The sequence below is a fragment of the Nocardioides sp. BE266 genome (assembly GCF_031457855.1).
Lineage (GTDB): Bacteria > Actinomycetota > Actinomycetes > Propionibacteriales > Nocardioidaceae > Nocardioides.
Window position 1 is genome coordinate 401,808 of the sequence record NZ_JAURTI010000003.1, and the last position, 17,202, is coordinate 419,009.

Sequence of the window (17,202 nt, forward strand, 5' to 3'; positions counted from 1 at the left end):
GACACCCGACCGAACGGTCTAGACCGGCGCGACCGGAGCGGCGGTCGCCTGGCTCTCCAGCCAGGAGTGGACCAGCGAGACCACGGACGCGCCCTCGCCGGTCGCCGACGCGACCCGCTTCATGGATCCCGCACGGATGTCCCCGCCCGCAAAGATGCCCGGCACCGAGGTGGCGAGGTCCTGGGGCGGCACGTCCTCGTGCCACAGCTCGCGTGGGATGTCGCGGCCGGTGAGCACGAAGCCGCGCTCGTCGCGGAGCACGTCCTCGGGCAGCCACGAGCACTCGGGGGCCGCACCGATGAGCAGGAACAGCCCGCGCGCCTCGACGCGCTCGCGCTCGCCGGAGTCGACGTGCTCCAGGTCGAGCCAGGCCAGGTGGCGTACGTCGTCCGGGCCGCCGTCGACGACCCGCGTCGAGCCCCGCACGGTGATGCGCGGGTTCCACTCGATCTCGTTGATGAGGTACGACGACATGGTGGCGCTGAGGTCGGGTCGCCGCACCGCGATGGTCACCTTGCTGGCGAAGCGTGCCGCGTGGATGGCCGCCTGCCCGGCGGAGTTCCCGCCGCCCACGATGACGATGTGGTCGCCGGCGAGCTCGCGGGCCGCGGCCATCGCCGCCCCGTAGTAGACGCCGCTGCCGACGAGGTCCTCCAGCGACTCCACCCCGAGGCGGCGGTAGTTGACGCCCGTGGCGACCAGGACCGACCGCGTGTGGACGTCGCCGCCCTCGGTGTGGACGATGTGGTGACCGCCGTCGGTGCAGGGCGAGATGCCGGTCGCCGGCCAGCCGGTGAAGAAGCGGGTGCCGAAGCGCAGGGCCTGTCCGCGGGCCCGCTGCGCCAGGCGCATCCCGGAGATGCCGCGGGGGAAGCCGAGGTAGTTGCGGATCATCGAGCTCGTGCCGGCCTGGCCGCCGATCGCCTCGGCCTCCAGGCAGACGGTCACGAGGCCCTCGCTCGAGGCGTACACGCTCGCGGCGAGCCCCGCCGGCCCGGCGCCCACCACGACGAGGTCGACCACCTCGTCGACGTCGATCTCGTCGGGCCGCCCATAGAGCTGGTTGGCGAGGGCGCGCACGCTCGGGCAGTGGCCGCACCACCCGACGAGCGACGAGACCACCGGCCACCTGCCGACGTCGTCGGGGCACTTCGCCATCACCTCGCGCCCGACCTCGCTGTCGGGGTGGTGCACGCCCGCGGGCATGCCGACGCGGCCGAGGTAGTCGAGCAGCTCGCGGGTCAGCGCGTCCTTCTCGGGCGTGATGATCCGGACGTTCTCCACGACCGGCGTCGCCACCGTGGCGTTCCACTCGTTGAGCATCTCGCCGACGGCACCGTGGAACTCCTCGTCGCGCGGACCCTGCGGCATCAGCAGCAGCGCGTCGACCTTGCCGGCGGCGACCGCGTGCCGGAAGTCGGCGTTGTCGACGCGGAAGCGGCTGATGTGCGACACCAGCAGCCGGCGCGCGGTCGGCACGACCTTCCGGGTGCCGCCGATCAGGGCGTAGAGCTTCTCCTGGTCGTGGTCGGTGTCGACGACGAACAGCGCGACCTGGTGACCGGTGGCCAGCAGGTCCTTGGCGGTGTGCTTGGCCGACAGCTCGTCGTGCACGAGCCGGACGTCGTACTCACGTTCGTAGCGGGCGAAGGCGTCGGCCAGCACGTCACCGTGGTGGGCCGAGGCGATCACGATCGCGGGCGCTCCCATACCGGGGAATCGTAGTCCGGTGCCGTCAGCCGGTGAGGTTGTGCACGTAGCACCAGCGCCAGGACTCGTCCGGCTCGGCGGACTCGATGACCGGGTGCAGCGTGTCGTGGAAGTGCGCGGTGGCGTGCTTGCCGATGGAGGAGTCGCAGCAGCCGATGTTGCCGCACTCCAGGCACTGGCGCAGCGAGACCCAGCGGGTGCCGTCGGCCAGGCAGGTCGCGCAGCCGGGGCCCGACCGGGTCTCGACCGCCGGGTGGGTCTCGAGGTCCTCGCACTGGCGGCCCGCGGTGAAGACGAGCGTGCCGGTCCGCACGCCCTCGCGCGCGTCGGCCCCGGCGTCGAGCATCGACTCCTCGATGTCGAGCATGCCGAGCACCTGGCTGACGACCTCCGAGGCGAGCTTGCCCTTGTTGCGCACGAGCAGCACCTTGGCGCGCTCGGCCTCGATCATCTCGCCGCGGATGCGTGCGTAGAGCTCGGACGGCGTCTCCTGGCCGGGGGCCGTGGCGAGCTGCTCCCAGGCGGCGAACGTGCGCTGCTCGAGCCGCGCCCGGATCTGGTCCATCACCCCGTGGTCGTCGTCGAACTCCAGCTCCTCGAGCTTGGCGAACCCGGCGTCCGACGCCTGCTGGAGCAGGGCCGCGCGGGAGAGCGCGTCCTCGGCGGGATCCGGGGGAGGGACGTCGAGCAGGCGGGTGACCAGCGGCAGCGTCAGGCCCTGCAGGAACAGCGTGCCGGCCACCACCGAGAAGGCGACCAGCAGCAGCACCTCGCGGTGCGGGGCGTCCTCGGGGATGACGAACGCGGCGGCCAGCGTGACCACGCCGCGCATGCCGGCCCAGCCGATGAGGAAGGTCCACGTCGCCGGGATCGGGTTGCTGCGGCGGAAGACCCAGGTGACGTACATGTAGACGAGCCGCACCACGATGACCGTCGCGACCGTCGCCACGCAGACCAGCGCGATCCGGCCGACCGGGAGGGTCGACTCGCGGACGTCCTCCAGGATCCAGTCGAGCTGGAGGCCGATCAGCAGGAAGACGGTGTTCTCCAGCACGAAGGCGACCGTGCGCCAGGTGATCCGCTCGGTGATCCGCGACTGGGCGGTCTGGATGATCGGCGCCTTGTGGCCGAGCAGCAGGCCGGCGACCACGACCGAGATGACGCCGGAGGCGTGGATCTCCTCGGCGGCGACGAAGGCGGCGAACGGAGTCAGGAAGGAGATCGCGGTGTCCATCAGCGGGTCGGTGATCCGCTTGCGCAGCCACGCGATGAGCAGGAAGAGCGCGACGCCGATGAGGACGCCGCCACCGGCGGCGACGGCGAAGTCCAGGCCCACCTCCGCCATCGCGACGCTCCCGCCCAGGGCGGCGGTCGCGGTGCGGAGGGCGACCAGCGCGGTGGCGTCGTTGAGCAGCGACTCGCCCTCGAGGATCGTCACCACGCGTCGTGGCAGGCCGATCCGTCGGGCGACCGCGGTGGCGGCCACCGCGTCCGGCGGCGCGACGACGGCGCCGATCGCGATCGCCGCCGCCCACCCGATGTCAGGCACCAGCCAGTGGACGACCGCTGCGACGGCCAGCGCGGAGACCACCACGAGCAGCACCGAGAGGCGCAGGATCGTGCCGCGGTTGGCGTTGAAGTCGACGAGCGAGGTCTGGATCGCGGCCGCGTAGAGCAGGGGTGGCAGCAGGCCGAGCAGCACGACCTCGGACTCGAGGTGGATGGTCGGCACGCCGGGGACGTACGACGCCGCCGCGCCGACGAGGATCAGCAGCAGCGGCGCCGGGACGTGCAGGCGGTCGCTGATGGCGGTCGCGGCCAGGACGACCGCCGCCATCGAGACGAGGAGCAGGGCGAGTTCCACCCGGCGAGTCTGGCAGAACCTGGGTGCGCTCCTCGCACCTCAACCAGCAAGGAGGTCAGCGGACGACGTCGTAGCGCTGGAGCGTGATCCCGTTGGCGTACGCCGCGTGCTCGACGAGGGTGAGCTTGGTCTTGTCGCCGTCGGCGAAGAGGCGCTTGCCGCTGCCGAGCAGGAGCGGGAAGACGAGCAGCGTGTAGCGGTCGACGAGTCCGGCCCGGGCCAGGGACTGGGCAAGGTTGGCGCTGCCGTGGACGTGGATCTCGCCGCCGTCGGTCTCCTTCAGCGCGGCGACGTCGTCGAGCGAGTGGAGCACCTCGACCTGGCCGTCGCCCCACGGCGCGGTGTCGCCGGACATGGTGGTCGAGACGACGTACTTCGGCATCGCGTTGTAGGTCGCGAACTCCTCCATCGAGGGCCACACGGGCGCGAACTCGTCGTAGGACTGCCGACCGAACATGAGCGCGCTGGCCTCGCCCATCTCGCGGCCCTTGACCTCGTAGGCGGCCTCCTCGAAGGCGACGTCCTTGAAGGTCCAGCCGGCGTGCGGGTGGTCGCCGCCGCCGGGCGCTTCCATGACGCCGTCGAGGGACAGGAAGGTGGTGATCACGATGGGTCGCACGGGTGTGCCTCTCTCGAAGTGGTGGTGGGTCAGGCGGCGAGCAGGTCGTCGATCTGGTTGATGGCGGAGGAAGCGCCCTCGACGACGCCCATCGCCAGCACCGTCTGCAGGTCCTCGGCGCTGGCATAGGTCGAGACGAAGGTGGCCCGGGTGGCGCCGTCGGCCTCGGTGAGGGCGATCTCCTGGGTGGACTGCGGCATCGCGGGGTTGGGGGTGAACGTGTCGTCGAGCGCGAAGCCGTCGCGGAAGCCGAAACCGGTCGGTGCCTGGACGTGCGTGATGTCCCAGTAGGCGTAGTGGTGCTCGCCCTCGGGGGAGGTCAGGTAGTAGTTCATCCGCCCGCCGGGGGTCAGGTCGTGGTCGACGAAGGTGGCCGGGTAGGTCGGCGGGCCCCACACGCGCTCGAGCTGGCGCGGGTCCTCGTAGACCCTCCACACCCGGTCCACGGGTGCCGCGAAGTCGGCGGTGATCGTCAGGGTGAGGGCGTCGAGGTCGTGGGCGACGTCGGTGACAGGCATGGGTCAGTCCGTTCCGTGAGTGGTGGTGTCGGTGGTCGGTGCGTCCTCGGCGAAGAGCTCGTCCATGCGGTCGATCCGGCCGCGCCAGAGGGCCTCGAGGTCGGTGAGCATCGCGCCCACCGACCGCACGGCCTCCACGTCGCCGCTGGCCAGGGCCTCGCGACCCTGCCGACGCTTGGTCAGCAGGCCCGCGCGCTCCAGCACGGCGACGTGCTTCTGGACGGCCGCGAAGCTCATGTCGTAGCTCTTCGCGAGGGTCGAGACCGAGTGCTCGCCGGCCAGCACCCGGCGCAGGATGTCGCGCCGTGTGCGGTCGGAGAGCGCGTGGAACCAGGCATCGGCCCGGTCCTCGTCCATCTCGTTCATGGGAGAAACATACAACCGAATGGTTGTACGTTGTCAAGGGCCCACCTGCAGGGGTGTGCGGTGATCCCGGTTCGCCGAGTTTCCGGTCGAGGGCGGAGTAGCATCGCCGGTCGGTGTCACCCGTACACCGAACACCGAGAGAAGTGGGGCACCCCCCAAGTGCACAGACTCGTGGCAGGACTCCGTCTCGGGGACCGCTACGTGCTGCAGGAGCGCATCGCCCCCGGCGGCATGGCCGACGTGTGGCGCGGTCTGGACGACGTGCTCCAGCGTGAGGTCGCGGTCAAGGTCATGCGGGCCGACCCCGACAACGAGGAGGTCTTCGCCGAGCGCTTCCGCGACGAGGCCCTCCACTCCGCAGCGCTGCTGCACGCCAACATCACCACGCTCTTCGACTACGGCGAGGACGACCACCTCTCCTTCCTGGTGATGGAGCTGGTGCCCGGCCTGCCGCTGTCCGCGATCATCCGCGAGCAGGGTCCGCTGCAGCCCGAGGCCGTGCGCTCGATCCTCGGCCAGGCCGCGCTGGCGCTCGGCACGGCCCACGAGGCCGGCGTGGTGCACCGCGACGTGAAGCCCGCCAACATCCTGGTCCGCGAGGACGGCCTGGTGAAGCTCACCGACTTCGGCATCGCCCGCGCGACCGACGCCATCGGCCACACCCGTGTCGGCGAGATGCTCGGCACGCCGAACTACATCAGCCCCGAGCAGGCCGTCGGGCAGCAGGCCACCGGTGCCAGCGACCTCTACGCGCTCGGCGTCGTCGCGCACGAGATGCTCACCGGCCACCGACCCTTCGACAGGGGTACGCCGATCGCGACCGCGATGTCCCACGTCAACGAGCCACCGCCGCCGCTGGGCGACGAGGTGCCCGACGACATCCGGGGCGTGGTCGAGGCGCTGCTCCACAAGGACCCGGCCCAGCGCCCCGCCAACGCCCGCGAGGTCGCGATCATGCTCGGCGTCGCCCCCGCCGAGCTCTCCGGTCTCGACGTCGAGCCGGCCTCGGGAGTGGCGAGCGGCTACCTCGTCCTGCCGGTCACCCCGCTCACCCCGCTGACGCCGGTCAGCGCGGCCCCGGCCGCCGAGCCGGCCGACATCCCGACGATGGCGGCCAGGCCCGAGCAGCTCCTCGACTGATCCCGACCTGCCCGCTCAGCGCCGGGTGGCCTCGTCCAGCAGCGCCGCGAGCGCGGCGGGCTGGGTGAACATCGGCCAGTGGCCGGAGTCGATGTCGACGAGCTCGAGCTTGTTCGCTGCCGAGAGCTCGGGCACGTCGCCCGCCTCGATCCACTCCTTGGCCTCGGCGGGGCTGAACTCCGGGCAGACCAGGGTGAGGGGGACGTCGTGACGCGCCTCGCTGGTCCAGTGCACGGTCCCGCGGGTGACGCCCACCGGCACCGGGATCATCGTGCCCAGGAGGTCGGTCTTCAGCTCCTCCGACATGTCGTCGGAGTCCGGGCCCTCGAACTTCTCCCACCCCGGGAACGGCATCGCACCGTCGACGGGCTCGAAGAAGTCGGCGTACGCGTCGCCCTCGGTGGAGGGGAAGCCGCCGATCAGCACGGCGCCGGTGACCGCGTCGGGCCGCCGGTCGGCCGCCACCCACGCCAGCGTGCAGGCGGCGGAGTGGCCGACCACGAGCGGGCGACCCTCGGCCGCGTCGACCGCTGCCACGACCGCGCCGGCCTGGTCGTCGTACGTCGCTGCGGTGGCGCCGTCGCCCTGGCCGGGCAGGGTCAGCGGGATGCCGCGGTGGCCGAGCTTCTCCAGCTCCGGCAGCACGTCGTCCCAGGCCGACCCGTCGAGCCAGAGTCCGGCGATGAGCACGATGTCCATGAGGTTCCCTTCATCGGTGGTGGAGGTGCGAGCGCAGCGGGCCTCGAGACCAGCTGCTCATCCGAGGTTAGGACCCATTCCGGACGCTCCACGTCCGGAACAGGTGCGACGATCCCTCCATGAGGACCACCCCACGACGATCTGCGCCTCCTCCGCTGCGCTCCCCCGTCGCACGACGTCGCGGGGACCCCGGATGAGCGAGATCAGCCCGACCGCGCGAGCGCTGCGGGCGCTGGACATCCTGCAGGGCCGGCCGGGGATCACCGCGGCCGAGCTGGCCCAGCGGCTCGGCGTCACCGAGCGAGCCGCTCGGCGCTACGTCGCGATCCTGCGCGAGGCCGACATCCCGGTCGAGTCGACCCGCGGTCCCTACGGCGGCTACACGCTCGGCCGCGGGCTGCGGCTCCCGCCGCTCGTGTTCTCCGCGACCGAGGCGCTCGGCCTGGTGATGGCGGCGCTCGACTCCCAGCACCGCGTCGCCGATCCGGACGACCCGGTGGGCTCGGCCCTCGGCAAGATCCTGCGGGTGCTGCCGACCAACGTCGCACGCCAGGCGGTGACGATGCGCGAGAACGCCCACGCCGTACCGGACCGCTGGCCGGTGAAGCCCGACGCCGACGTCACGAGCGTGCTGGTGGCCGCGGTGGCGGCGCAGCGCCAGGTCCGCCTCGGCTACCGCACCGCGGCCGGCAACGCCCGCACGTTCGAGGTCGACCCGTGGTCGGTCGTCGTCCGCTACGGCCGGTGGTACCTGCTGTGCCACTCCCACCACGCCGACGCCCTGCGCACCTTCCGGATCGACCGGATCACCGAGGTGGCCGCGCTCGAGGGCACCTTCGAGGTGCCGGTCGACCTCGACCCCGCCCGTGAGCTCGAGGCCAACCTCGGCAAGGGCTGGGAGTACGACACCCACGTCGTCTTCGACCTGCCCATCGCCGAGGTGCGGCCCTGGATCCGGCCCACCCTCGGCGACCTGCGCGAGCGGCCCGACGGCGGCTGCGAGCTCGTCGGCAGCACCAGCAACGCGCAGGCCTACGCCGGTGAGTGGCTGGCCGGCGTCCCGTTCCCGTTCACCGTCGTCGGCGGCGAGGAGCTGCGCGCCGCCGTCCGCGCGGTCGGCGAGCGGATGACCGGCGCGGTCAGCGACTGACCGCGACCTCCTTGCCGAGGGTCCAGCCCTCGGAGATCGGGAGGTAGTCGCCGCTCCAGAACTTGCCCGGGTCGTACCAGGTGGCGCGCCGGTCGTCGCGCAGGATGCCCATGTCGATGTAGCAGGTGGCCACGATCTCCGCGCAGAACGCCGCCTCCGGCGTCACCCGGATGCCGCGCTTGCGCCGCGGGACGTACGCATCGCGCCCGCGCAGCCAGCGCGCGCCGAGCTTGGTGAGGCTGGGGAACGAGACGCCGTCGAGCCGGGCGACCGCGCGGAGCATGCCGTCCTCCTCGTCGCGACCGATCTGCGGCTCGAGCTGGCGGAACCAGGCGTCCTGCTTGTACTCGCCCTGCCAGCGCGCGACCGCCTCGCGCAGGTCGTGCAGCTGGACGCCGCGGTGGTTGCCGCCGGTCCACATGTCCGTCTGCCGCTTGCCGAGCTCGGCGTGGAAGATCAGCGGGGGCAGGTCGTCGACCACGACGGCCATGCCGACGTGGTTGACCGGTGAGTTGGTCACCGCGCGGATCGCCCGGTCCGGCGCGCGCCTGCCCCTGAAGAGCCAGATGTCTCCGCTGCGGGTGAGGTCGACGGCCTCGTCGAGGCTCAGCGCATCTGCCATGGCGCGAAGTCTGCCGCACCCGTCGCGACACCGGGCTACTCTCACCGCATGCGCGCATGGAAGCTCCTCGGCCTCGCCGGCATCCTGGCCGGCGTCGCCACCGGCGCGGCCGTGGCCCGCGACGAGCGAGTACGACGCCACTACGACGCCAACGAGATCCGCGACCGCCTCCACGCCCGTCACGACGAGGCCGTCGCCCGCGAGGCCGGGACCGCCGAGGGCTGATCGTGATCAGCCGGGCCGGTTGTTCTCCTGCCAGGCGCGCGCGACCAGCTCGGCGAGGACGTCGCGGTCGACTGCGTCGAGGCGCTTGACGTACAGGCAGCCCTTGCCCGTCGTGTGCGGCCCGAGGCGCTCGAGCAGGTCGTCGTTCGACCCGTAGAACGTCAGGCCGTAGAGCGTCAGCGCCGCCTTGCGCGGCGCCAGACCGACCGCGAACCACTCGCGCTCCTTGCCGTCCGCGGTCGTGTAGGGCTGGCGCCCGAACCCGATCATCGAGGAGCCCCACACCACCGGCTCCGCACCGGTGACCTGCCGCATCAGGTCGAGCACCTCACGCGTGTCGTCGCGCCTGCTGTCCGGGGCCGCTTCGACGACCTCGTCGACGGACGTCGCGCTCGGGAGGGTCTTGCGGTCGCTCATCGGTCCATGGTGCCGCGTCCCCGCCGCCCGGGGTAGTCCAGTGGGAAGTGGTCGTCTGGAGGCCGGGATGACGACCGTTCGTCGCTGGACTACCCCGGCGGGACAGCCATTCGCCACTGGAGTACGCCGGCGGGGTCAGGCGCCGAGGGCGAGCCGGAGGGCGATCGCCAGCATCACGAGGCCGATCGCGACGTCGAGGACCTGCCAGGCGCGCGGGTTGGCGAGCCGCGGGGCGGCCAGCCGGGCGCCGTACCCGAGACCGGCGAACCACACGATGCTCGCCACGCACGCCCCGAGGGCGAACCACCAGCGGCCGGGGCTGCCGTGGGTGCCGGCGATCGAGCCGAGCAGCAGGACGGTGTCGAGGTAGACGTGCGGGTTGAGCCAGGTGAGGGCGACGGCCTTGGCGGCGACGCCGCGCCGCGCCTCGGGGGCGTCCTCGCCGACGGCGAGGGCCTCGGGGTGGCGGGCCCGCAGCAGCGAGCTGATGCCGTACGCCGTCAGGAACGCGACGCCGAGCCAGCGCACCACCTCGACCGCCCACGGTGCCCGGTCGACCACCACGCCGATGCCGGCCACGCCGGCGACGATCAGCACCAGGTCGGAGAGCGCGCAGATCGCCACGACCGGGCCGACGTGGCTGCGCCGCAGGCCCTGGCGCAGCACGAAGGCGTTCTGCGCACCGATCGCCACGATGAGGGAGAGGCCCGTCAGCAGGCCGGCAGCGATGTCTCCCACGCGGCACAATCTAGGGCTCCGTGGACCCCGAGCTCCCCCTGACAGATGTCAGGGTCGCGTGCGGGAGATATCCCATGGCCGGGGTTTCCCACCCTTTGGGAGGATGCCGGTATGACTGAGCAACCCACGGGGGAGGCGGCGCGCGGCGTCGCAGCGAGCGCACGGAACCTGGTGAAGACCTACGGCAAGGGGGAGGCCGAGGTCCGAGCCCTGGACGGGGTCACGGTCGACCTGATGGCCGGTGAGTTCACCGCCGTGATGGGCCCCTCGGGCTCCGGCAAGTCGACCCTGATGCACTGCCTGGCCGCACTCGACACCCCCACCTCCGGTGAGGCGGTCGTCGACGGGACGTCGCTGGGCAAGCTCAAGGACAAGGACCTGACGACCCTGCGTCGCGAGCGGGTCGGCTTCGTCTTCCAGTCCTTCAACCTCGTGCCCACGCTGAGCGCCGAGGAGAACATCCTGCTGCCGCTGAGCCTGGCGGGCCGCAAGCCCGACCGGGAGTGGTTCGACAACGTCGTCGACGCCGTCGGCCTCCGCCCGCGGCTCGGGCACCGACCCAGCGAGATGTCCGGCGGCCAGCAGCAGCGGGTCGCCTGCGCACGCGCGCTGGTCAGCAAGCCGTCGATCGTCTTCGCCGACGAGCCCACCGGCAACCTCGACTCGACGAGCTCCGCGGAGGTCCTCGCCTTCCTGCGGCGCAGCGTCGACGAGTTCGGCCAGACCGTGGTGATGGTGTCGCACGACCCCGTCGCGGCGTCGTACACCGACCGGGTGCTGTTCCTGGCCGACGGCAAGATCGTCGACGAGCTGCGCAAGCCCGACCGCGACGCGATCCTCGAGAAGATGGCGGCCCTCCAGGACGCCGCTGCCCTCAAGGCGGCCGGCTGATGCTCAGCCTCACGTTGCGCAACCTGCTCGCGCGCAAGGTCCGCCTGCTGATGAGCACCCTCGCGATCGTGCTGGGCATCGGCTTCCTGGCCGGTGTGATGACCTTCAGCAGCGGGCTCAACAAGACCTTCGACAACATCCTGGAGGGCTCGACCTCCGACGCGATGGTCCGACCCTCCGGCGACCTCCAGGCGTCCAACGCCGGGGTCAGCACCGACCAGGTGGTCACGCCGGCCGACGTCGAGAAGCTCCGCGCCCTGCCCGAGGTGAAGCAGGCCGAGGGCTCCGTCGACGGCATCGGCTCGTTCCTGCTCGGCAAGGACGACAAGCTCGTCGGCGGGCAGGGTGCTCCGACGCTGGCCTTCAACTACGCCCCCGGCGAGAACATGGCCGGCGAGCAGATCCTCGAGCTCAGCGACGGTCGTTGGCCCGAGAAGCCCGGCGAGGTCACCCTCGACACCTCGTCGGCCGAGCGTGGCGCCTACGACGTGGGCGACACCGTCACCCTGATCGTGCCGACGGGCAAGGAGCCCGAGCGGAAGTTCACCCTCGTCGGCACGGCCGACTTCAACGGTGGCGGCACGGCCGGAGCGACGCTGGTCCTGCTCGACACCGCGGAGGCGCAGGACATCTTCCTCGACGGGCAGGACGCCTTCACCAGCGTCTCGTTGACCGGGGCCGACGGCGTCTCGCAGCAGGAGCTCGCGGACGCCGCCAAGGCGGTGGTCCCCGCGGGGTTCACGGCGGTCACCGGCGACAAGGTGGTCAAGGAGACGCAGGACCAGATCGGCCAGTTCCTCGACGTCATCTCCTACTTCCTCGTCGCCTTCGCCGTCATCGCGATCGTGGTGGGCGCGTTCATCATCTTCAACACGTTCTCGATCCTGGTCTCCCAGCGCGTGCGCGAGTCGGCACTGCTGCGGGCGCTCGGCGCGAGCAAGAGGCAGGTCACGAGGTCGGTGCTCGTCGAGGCCTTCCTGATGGCCCTCGTCGGCTCCACCCTGGGGCTGCTCCTGGGCCTCGGCCTGTCGCGCCTGCTCGCCGGGCTGTTCCGCAGCTTCGGCCTCGACATCGCGGGCGAGGTGCTGACCCTGACCACGGGCACCGTCGTCGCCGGCTATGCCGTCGGCATCGTGGTCACGATGCTCGCGGCCTTCGTCCCGGCGCGCCGGGCGGCCAAGGTCCCGCCAGTGGCGGCCATGCGCGACGACCTGGTCGTGCAGGAGAAGGGCATGACCCGGCGCCTGGTGCTCGGCACGGTCGCCATGGCGATCGGTACGGCGCTGGCCGCAGCCGGCCTCGCCGGTGCACCCGGCACCGACGCCATCTGGATCGGTGCGGGCGCTGTCATCTGGGTCGTCACGACTGCCGTCCTCGCCCCGGTGCTCGGTCACCCCGTGCTGGTGGTGTGCCGCGCGGTGTTCGGACGGCTCTTCCGGACGCCGGGCCGGCTCGCCGGCGAGAACGCCCTGCGCAACCCGCGCCGTACGGGCGCGACGGCCTCGGCGCTCATGATCGGCCTGGCCGTCGTCTCGGCGGTCGGCGTGCTGGCCGCCTCGCTCGGTGCCACCCAGGACAAGATCGTCGACGACGAGTTCACCGCCGACTTCCTGGTCCAGATGCCGACGTTCCAGGGCTTCCCGGCGCGCTACGGCGACCAGATGGAGGAGGTCAACGGCGTCGACCTGGTCTCGCGGCAGCAGGGCACGCCGGTCAACGTCGACGTGAAGGGTCAGGCCAAGCCCGAGCAGACCTTCGCCAGCGCGGTCGACGCGGCGTTCTTCGAGATCTACGACCTGAAGCTCGTCGACGGCGAGACGGCTGCCTCGGGTGACCGGGTCATGCTCAGCGAGGACCGCTCCAAGGACCTCGACGCGGGTGTCGGCGACACGATCAAGGTCGACTTCCCCGGCGGGAAGACGATCCCGCTCACGGTGAGCGGCGTCTTCGAGTCGACGCCGACGACCTCGGGCATCACCATGCCGCTGTCGGTCCTCCGGGAGGCCGGGATCAAGCGCAGCGACTCCTCGCTGAGCATCACCCTCGCCGACGGCGCCGACCGGAGCTCCGTGAGGTCCGACCTCGACTTCATCGTGAAGGACCTGCCCATCTTGTCGGTCCAGGACAAGGAGGAGTTCAAGGACCTCATCAGCGGACAGGTCAACCAGCTGCTCTACGTCATCTACGGCCTGCTCGCGCTCGCGGTGGTCATCGCCGTGATCGGCATCGTCAACACCCTCGGCCTGAGCGTCATCGAGCGCACCCGCGAGATCGGCCTGCTGCGCGCGATCGGGCTGTCCCGGCGCAAGCTGCGCTGGATGATCACCCTCGAGTCGGTGGCGATCGCCCTCCTGGGCGCGGTGCTCGGCATGGTGCTGGGCCTCGTCATCGGGGTGGTGCTGCGCCAGTCGCTCAAGGACGACCTCACCGAGCTGGCCCTGCCGCTCAGCAGCCTGGTCGCCTTCCTGGTGGTCGCCGTGCTGTTCGGCGTGCTGGCGGCCGTCGTACCCGCCATCCGGGCGTCGCGGATGAAGGTGCTCGAGGCGATCGCGACCGAGTAGGGCCACGCGTGGCGCGCGTCACGGCCCCGCGCCCCCGGGTGGAGACATCCGCGGGGCGCGGTGGCACCGTGGGCGGGTGAGTGAGACACAACAGAAGACGCACGACACACGATCCGACCGGAGCTTCTTCGGCCAGCCGGGTGTGCTGGCCAACCTCTTCGGCGTGGAGCTGTGGGAGCGGTTCAGCTTCTACGGCATGCAGGGCATCCTGGTCATCTACCTGTACTACTCGGCGGCCAAGGGCGGCCTGGGCATCGACGAGACGGTGGCCACGGGCATCGTCGGCGCCTACGGCGGTGCCGTCTACCTCTCGACCATCCTCGGCGCCTGGTTCGCCGACCGACTGATCGGCCCCGAGCGGACGCTGTTCTACGCCGCGGTCTGCGTGATGAGCGGCCACATCGCCCTCGCGATCCTCCCCGGGCTCGTCGGCGTCGGCGTCGGCCTGGTGCTGATCGCGCTCGGCTCCGGTGGCGTGAAGGCCAACGCGACAGCGCTCGTGGGCTCGTTGTACGACGAGCACGACCCGCGCCGCGACGCCGGCTTCTCGCTGTTCTACATGGGCATCAACATCGGCGCTCTGATCGGCCCGCTGCTGACGGGCCTGCTCCAGAAGGAGATCGGCTTCCACTGGGGCTTCGGCGCCGCAGCCGTCGGCATGGCGCTCGGCCTGACGCAGTACGCGATCTTCCGCGGTCGCCTGCCCGAGGAGACGCACCACGTCGCCAACCCGCTGCCCGCTGGCCGTGGCGTGGGGTACGCCGCCGGCGCGGCCGGCCTCCTTGTGCTCATCGGCGTACTGGTGTGGGCCGACGTGATCACCGCGGACCGGCTCGCGAACATCGTGATCGGGATCAGCCTCGTGGCTGCCATCGCGTACTTCGCCCTGCTCCTGACGGACAAGCAGGTCACCGGGACGGAGCGCAGCCGGGTCTTCGCCTTCATCCCGCTCTTCGTGTGCAACGTCGTCTTCTGGTCGCTCTACCAGCAGCAGTTCACCGTCGTCGCGATCTACGCCGACAAGCGGCTCGACCGCGACCTGTTCGGCTGGGAGATGCCCGTCGCGTGGGTGAACAGCATCAACCCGGTCTTCATCATCGTGCTGGCCGGCGTCTTCGCGGCGATGTGGACCAAACTCGGCGACCGGCAGCCGGTGACGCCGTTCAAGTTCGGCGCTGGCACCGCGCTGATGGGCGTCGCGTTCTTCTGCTTCCTGCCGATGCCGAGCGGCGAGAACACGGCTCCGCTGCTGGGCATCGTCGGCATCCTGCTGGTCTTCACGCTGGCCGAGCTGCTGATCTCGCCGGTGGGCCTGAGCGCGGCGACCAAGCTGGCGCCGAAGAAGTTCGCGACGCAGATGGTCGCGCTCTACTTCCTCTCGATCGCGCTGGGCACCGCGCTGGCGGGCACGCTGGCCGGCTACTACGACGAGAACGCGGAGGCGCCGTTCTTCATCTGGGTGGGCCTCGCCGCGGTCGTCACAGGCGTCGTGGTGATGCTGGCCTCGAAGCCGATCCACAAGCTGATGGCAGGCGTGGACTGACCCCTGCGATGCTGACCCGGTGATCGAGTCCCTCGGCTGGGGAGCGCTGGCCGCCGTCTCCCTGGTGGTGGGCGCCGCCCTCGCCCTGGTGCGGACGTGGTCCGACACGTTCGTCGGGCTGGTCCTCGGGTTCGGCGCCGGTGCGCTGATCGCGAGCGTCTCCTTCGAGCTCGCCGAGGAGGGGCTGCGGATCGGGGGCGCCTGGCCGGTGGCGATCGGGCTGGTCCTCGGCGCCGCGACGTTCTACCTGGCCAATCGAGCCGTGGGGAAGCGCTCCACGGGCGGCGGCGCGACCCTGGCGCTCGGCGCCTTCCTCGACGGCATCCCCGAGCAGGCCGTGCTCGGCATCGGGCTCGCAGCGGGAGAGGGCGTCAGCGCAGCGCTGCTGGTCGCGATCTTCGTGTCGAACCTCCCCGAGGGGGTCGGCTCGGGTGCGGACATGCGCGCCTCGGGTCGTACGCCGGTGCAGGTGCTGCGGCTCTGGACGGCCGTTGCCGCCGCGTGCGCCCTGGCCACCGTGATCGGCTACCTCGCGATGGACGCCGCCGGTGCCACGGTCCAGGCCACGATCGACGGCTTTGCTGCCGGCGCGCTGCTCACCATGCTGATCGACTCGATGATCCCGGAGGCCAAGGAGAAGGCGAAGGACCGCGCCGGCCTCGCGACCGTCGCCGGCTTCGCGCTCGCGGCCGGTCTGTCGTTGCTCGGGGGCTAGTAGCCGCCCTCCGGCGGCACCATCTCCCCGCGCACGCCGAGCAGCCGGACCGGGCGGGCGTCGTCGAGGGCGAGGTAGAGCGCGTAGGCGGTCTGCGCGATCGCGTCGACGTCGTAGGTCGGCTCGGGGAGCTTGCGGATCCGGGTGAAGGTGAAGAACGGCGCGAACCGGATCTTCAGGTGGACCCGCTGCACCGCGCGCCCCTCCTTCCGTACGTCGTCCACGACCCGCGCCGCGAGCTCGACGATCGCCGCCAGGACGTCGGCGGGTGCGGTGAGGTCGGCCTGGTAGGTCGTCTCGCGGCCGTGGGCGCGGGCGACCCACGGGGTGTCGTCGGGCCAGGCGCGGCCCCCGCCGCGACCGAGCCGGCCGATGTGCGGGCCGTTGGTCGGGCCGAACGCGGCGACCAGCGCCTCCTCGTCGGCACCGGCGAGGTCCTCGACGGTGCGCAGGCCGATCACCTCGAGCCGCTTGCCGATCTTCGAGCCGACGCCCCAGAGCGCGGTGGTCGGGCGGGCGCCCATGACCTCCATCCAGTTGTCGCGGGTGAGCCGGAACGTGCCCTGCGGCTTGCCGAAGTCGGTCGCGATCTTCGCCCGGACCAGGGTGTCGCCGATGCCGACCGAGCAGTGCAGGCCGGTCGCCTCGAGCACCGCCGCCTGGATCTCACGCGCGCTCGCCAGCGGGTCGTCGGTCTCGACGCCGACGAAGGCCTCGTCCCAGCCGAGCACCTCCACGACCGCGCCGGGCACGGCGCGCAGCGTCTCCATGACCCGCGCCGAGGCCTCCTCGTAGACGGGGAAGTCGACGGGCAGGAACACTGCGTCGGGCGAGCGCCGGTGCGCGATCTTCAACGCCAGCCCGCTCCTCACGCCGTGGGCGCGCGCCTCGTAGGACGCCGTCGACACCACGGCGCGCTCGGTCGGGTCGCCACGCCCGCCGACCACCACCGGCTTGCCGACCAGCTCGGGACGGCGCAGCAGCTCGACGGCGACGAGGAACTGGTCCATGTCGACGTGGAGCACCCAGCGCTGTGGCACCTCGCCATTGTGGCCGAGCGGTCCGACACCGGTGCGCGCGTCGGGGTGGCGGCACATCGCGCGGCCGAGACGGGTTGCGACGCGATCTGCCGCCACCCCTGCGGGCGGTCACGGCCGTACGTCGTCGGCGTACGGTCGAATCCATGACGAGCGACCAGCCCGATCCGTACGCACAGCACCCCGACGAGTCGGCCTTCCCCGGCGCCGGGGAGCGCGTGAGCGACGAGGACCGGCAGCGGGCGCTCGACGCCGAGCCCGGTGGCAACGCGACCGTCGGCGACACGGTCGACACCGACGAGGTCGACTCCGAGGCCGAGCGCGGCACGTCCGGCGAGGAGGTCGCCGACCAGGTCGAGGACTGAATCTCGGGTGCGTGCGCGGGCG

The 17,202-nt window shown here is 71.6% G+C and carries 18 protein-coding genes; 8 read left to right on the forward strand and 10 right to left on the reverse strand.

What is annotated here, in order from left to right:
• Positions 1-18 precede the first annotated feature (18 nt).
• Genes J2X46_RS10595 through J2X46_RS10615 form a run of 5 tightly spaced genes read right to left on the reverse strand, consistent with a single transcriptional unit; the run spans position 19 to position 5,077 of the window.
• Entirely contained in the window at positions 19-1,710 is a 1,692-nt protein-coding gene (locus tag J2X46_RS10595; protein WP_310249944.1) for an FAD-dependent oxidoreductase, read from the reverse strand.
• 25 nt (positions 1,711-1,735) lie between these two features.
• Positions 1,736-3,574: a Na+/H+ antiporter gene (locus J2X46_RS10600; RefSeq protein WP_310249947.1), complete on the reverse strand. Its 1,839-nt coding sequence runs from the start codon at positions 3,572-3,574 to the stop codon at positions 1,736-1,738.
• 55 nt (positions 3,575-3,629) lie between these two features.
• Positions 3,630-4,193: a dihydrofolate reductase family protein gene (locus J2X46_RS10605; RefSeq protein ID WP_310249948.1), complete on the reverse strand. Its 564-nt coding sequence runs from the start codon at positions 4,191-4,193 to the stop codon at positions 3,630-3,632.
• 29 nt (positions 4,194-4,222) lie between these two features.
• Positions 4,223-4,711 (reverse strand): SRPBCC domain-containing protein, encoded by a 489-nt coding sequence (locus J2X46_RS10610; RefSeq protein ID WP_310249949.1) that lies wholly within the window; start codon positions 4,709-4,711, stop codon positions 4,223-4,225.
• Between the two features lie 3 nt (positions 4,712-4,714).
• Positions 4,715-5,077, reverse strand: a complete 363-nt coding sequence (locus tag J2X46_RS10615) for a metalloregulator ArsR/SmtB family transcription factor (RefSeq protein WP_310249951.1) — start codon at positions 5,075-5,077, stop codon at positions 4,715-4,717.
• Positions 5,078-5,248: 171 nt separating this feature from the next.
• Between J2X46_RS10615 and J2X46_RS10620 the strand changes: the two genes are divergently transcribed.
• Complete coding sequence (locus tag J2X46_RS10620) at positions 5,249-6,217, forward strand: serine/threonine-protein kinase (protein ID WP_310249954.1); 969 nt, start codon at positions 5,249-5,251, stop codon at positions 6,215-6,217.
• A 15-nt stretch (positions 6,218-6,232) separates the two neighbouring features.
• On the opposite strand, the gene J2X46_RS10625 is transcribed toward J2X46_RS10620, so the two are convergent.
• On the reverse strand, positions 6,233-6,916 hold the full coding sequence (locus tag J2X46_RS10625; protein ID WP_310249956.1) for an alpha/beta hydrolase: 684 nt from the start codon (positions 6,914-6,916) through the stop codon (positions 6,233-6,235).
• A gap of 193 nt (positions 6,917-7,109) precedes the next feature.
• Here J2X46_RS10625 and J2X46_RS10630 point away from each other — a divergent pair, with 193 nt between their 5' ends.
• Positions 7,110-8,066 (forward strand): WYL domain-containing protein, encoded by a 957-nt coding sequence (locus J2X46_RS10630; RefSeq protein ID WP_310249958.1) that lies wholly within the window; start codon positions 7,110-7,112, stop codon positions 8,064-8,066.
• Here the strand turns inward: J2X46_RS10630 and J2X46_RS10635 are convergent.
• A complete protein-coding gene (locus J2X46_RS10635) occupies positions 8,056-8,688 on the reverse strand; it encodes a hypothetical protein (protein ID WP_310249960.1) in 633 nt (210 codons plus the stop codon). The genes J2X46_RS10630 and J2X46_RS10635 overlap by 11 nt on opposite strands.
• A 48-nt stretch (positions 8,689-8,736) precedes the next feature.
• Here J2X46_RS10635 and J2X46_RS10640 point away from each other — a divergent pair, with 48 nt between their 5' ends.
• Complete coding sequence (locus tag J2X46_RS10640) at positions 8,737-8,913, forward strand: hypothetical protein (protein ID WP_310249963.1); 177 nt, start codon at positions 8,737-8,739, stop codon at positions 8,911-8,913.
• 6 nt (positions 8,914-8,919) lie between these two features.
• On the opposite strand, the gene J2X46_RS10645 is transcribed toward J2X46_RS10640, so the two are convergent.
• Together J2X46_RS10645 and J2X46_RS10650 are read right to left on the reverse strand one after the other, a co-directional pair.
• The gene (locus J2X46_RS10645) at positions 8,920-9,330 is read right to left on the reverse strand and encodes a DUF1801 domain-containing protein (protein WP_310249966.1); all 411 of its coding nucleotides are present in this window, start codon (positions 9,328-9,330) and stop codon (positions 8,920-8,922) included.
• Between the two features lie 135 nt (positions 9,331-9,465).
• Positions 9,466-10,068 carry a LysE/ArgO family amino acid transporter gene (locus J2X46_RS10650; RefSeq protein WP_310249968.1) on the reverse strand — a complete coding sequence of 201 codons (603 nt, stop codon included), beginning with the start codon at positions 10,066-10,068 and terminating at the stop codon, positions 9,466-9,468.
• A gap of 111 nt (positions 10,069-10,179) precedes the next feature.
• Here J2X46_RS10650 and J2X46_RS10655 point away from each other — a divergent pair, with 111 nt between their 5' ends.
• The 4 genes from J2X46_RS10655 (at position 10,180) to J2X46_RS10670 (ending at position 15,778) form a co-directional block, all read left to right on the forward strand.
• A complete protein-coding gene (locus J2X46_RS10655; RefSeq protein ID WP_310249971.1) occupies positions 10,180-10,959 on the forward strand; it encodes an ABC transporter ATP-binding protein in 780 nt (259 codons plus the stop codon).
• Positions 10,959-13,520 (forward strand): ABC transporter permease, encoded by a 2,562-nt coding sequence (locus J2X46_RS10660; protein ID WP_310249974.1) that lies wholly within the window; start codon positions 10,959-10,961, stop codon positions 13,518-13,520. Before J2X46_RS10655 ends, J2X46_RS10660 begins: the two co-directional genes overlap by 1 nt.
• Positions 13,521-13,596: 76 nt before the next feature.
• Positions 13,597-15,063 carry a peptide MFS transporter gene (locus tag J2X46_RS10665; protein ID WP_310249977.1) on the forward strand — a complete coding sequence of 489 codons (1,467 nt, stop codon included), beginning with the start codon at positions 13,597-13,599 and terminating at the stop codon, positions 15,061-15,063.
• Positions 15,064-15,082: 19 nt separating this feature from the next.
• The gene (locus tag J2X46_RS10670) at positions 15,083-15,778 is read left to right on the forward strand and encodes a ZIP family metal transporter (protein WP_310249980.1); all 696 of its coding nucleotides are present in this window, start codon (positions 15,083-15,085) and stop codon (positions 15,776-15,778) included.
• On the opposite strand, the gene J2X46_RS10675 is transcribed toward J2X46_RS10670, so the two are convergent.
• Positions 15,775-16,818, reverse strand: a complete 1,044-nt coding sequence (locus J2X46_RS10675) for a DNA polymerase IV (protein WP_310249983.1) — start codon at positions 16,816-16,818, stop codon at positions 15,775-15,777. The two genes, J2X46_RS10670 and J2X46_RS10675, sit on opposite strands and share 4 nt — an antisense overlap.
• Positions 16,819-16,961: 143 nt before the next feature.
• On the opposite strand from J2X46_RS10675, the gene J2X46_RS10680 reads away from it, so the two are divergent.
• Entirely contained in the window at positions 16,962-17,180 is a 219-nt protein-coding gene (locus tag J2X46_RS10680; RefSeq protein WP_310249989.1) for a hypothetical protein, read from the forward strand.
• Positions 17,181-17,202 lie beyond the last annotated feature (22 nt).

Excerpts from the sequence above, each read along its gene's own strand:
- J2X46_RS10595 (WP_310249944.1), bottom strand. The coding sequence starts at position 1,710 with ATGGGAGCGCCCGCGATCGTGATCGCCTCGGCCCACCACGGTGACGTG.
- J2X46_RS10610 (WP_310249949.1), bottom strand. The coding sequence starts at position 4,711 with ATGCCTGTCACCGACGTCGCCCACGACCTCGACGCCCTCACCCTGACG.
- J2X46_RS10615 (WP_310249951.1), bottom strand. The coding sequence starts at position 5,077 with ATGAACGAGATGGACGAGGACCGGGCCGATGCCTGGTTCCACGCGCTC.
- J2X46_RS10625 (WP_310249956.1), bottom strand. The coding sequence starts at position 6,916 with ATGGACATCGTGCTCATCGCCGGACTCTGGCTCGACGGGTCGGCCTGG.
- J2X46_RS10630 (WP_310249958.1), top strand. The coding sequence starts at position 7,110 with ATGAGCGAGATCAGCCCGACCGCGCGAGCGCTGCGGGCGCTGGACATC.
- J2X46_RS10635 (WP_310249960.1), bottom strand. The coding sequence starts at position 8,688 with ATGGCAGATGCGCTGAGCCTCGACGAGGCCGTCGACCTCACCCGCAGC.
- J2X46_RS10640 (WP_310249963.1), top strand. The coding sequence starts at position 8,737 with ATGCGCGCATGGAAGCTCCTCGGCCTCGCCGGCATCCTGGCCGGCGTC.
- J2X46_RS10645 (WP_310249966.1), bottom strand. The coding sequence starts at position 9,330 with ATGAGCGACCGCAAGACCCTCCCGAGCGCGACGTCCGTCGACGAGGTC.
- J2X46_RS10655 (WP_310249971.1), top strand. The coding sequence starts at position 10,180 with ATGACTGAGCAACCCACGGGGGAGGCGGCGCGCGGCGTCGCAGCGAGC.
- J2X46_RS10660 (WP_310249974.1), top strand. The coding sequence starts at position 10,959 with ATGCTCAGCCTCACGTTGCGCAACCTGCTCGCGCGCAAGGTCCGCCTG.
- J2X46_RS10680 (WP_310249989.1), top strand. The coding sequence starts at position 16,962 with ATGACGAGCGACCAGCCCGATCCGTACGCACAGCACCCCGACGAGTCG.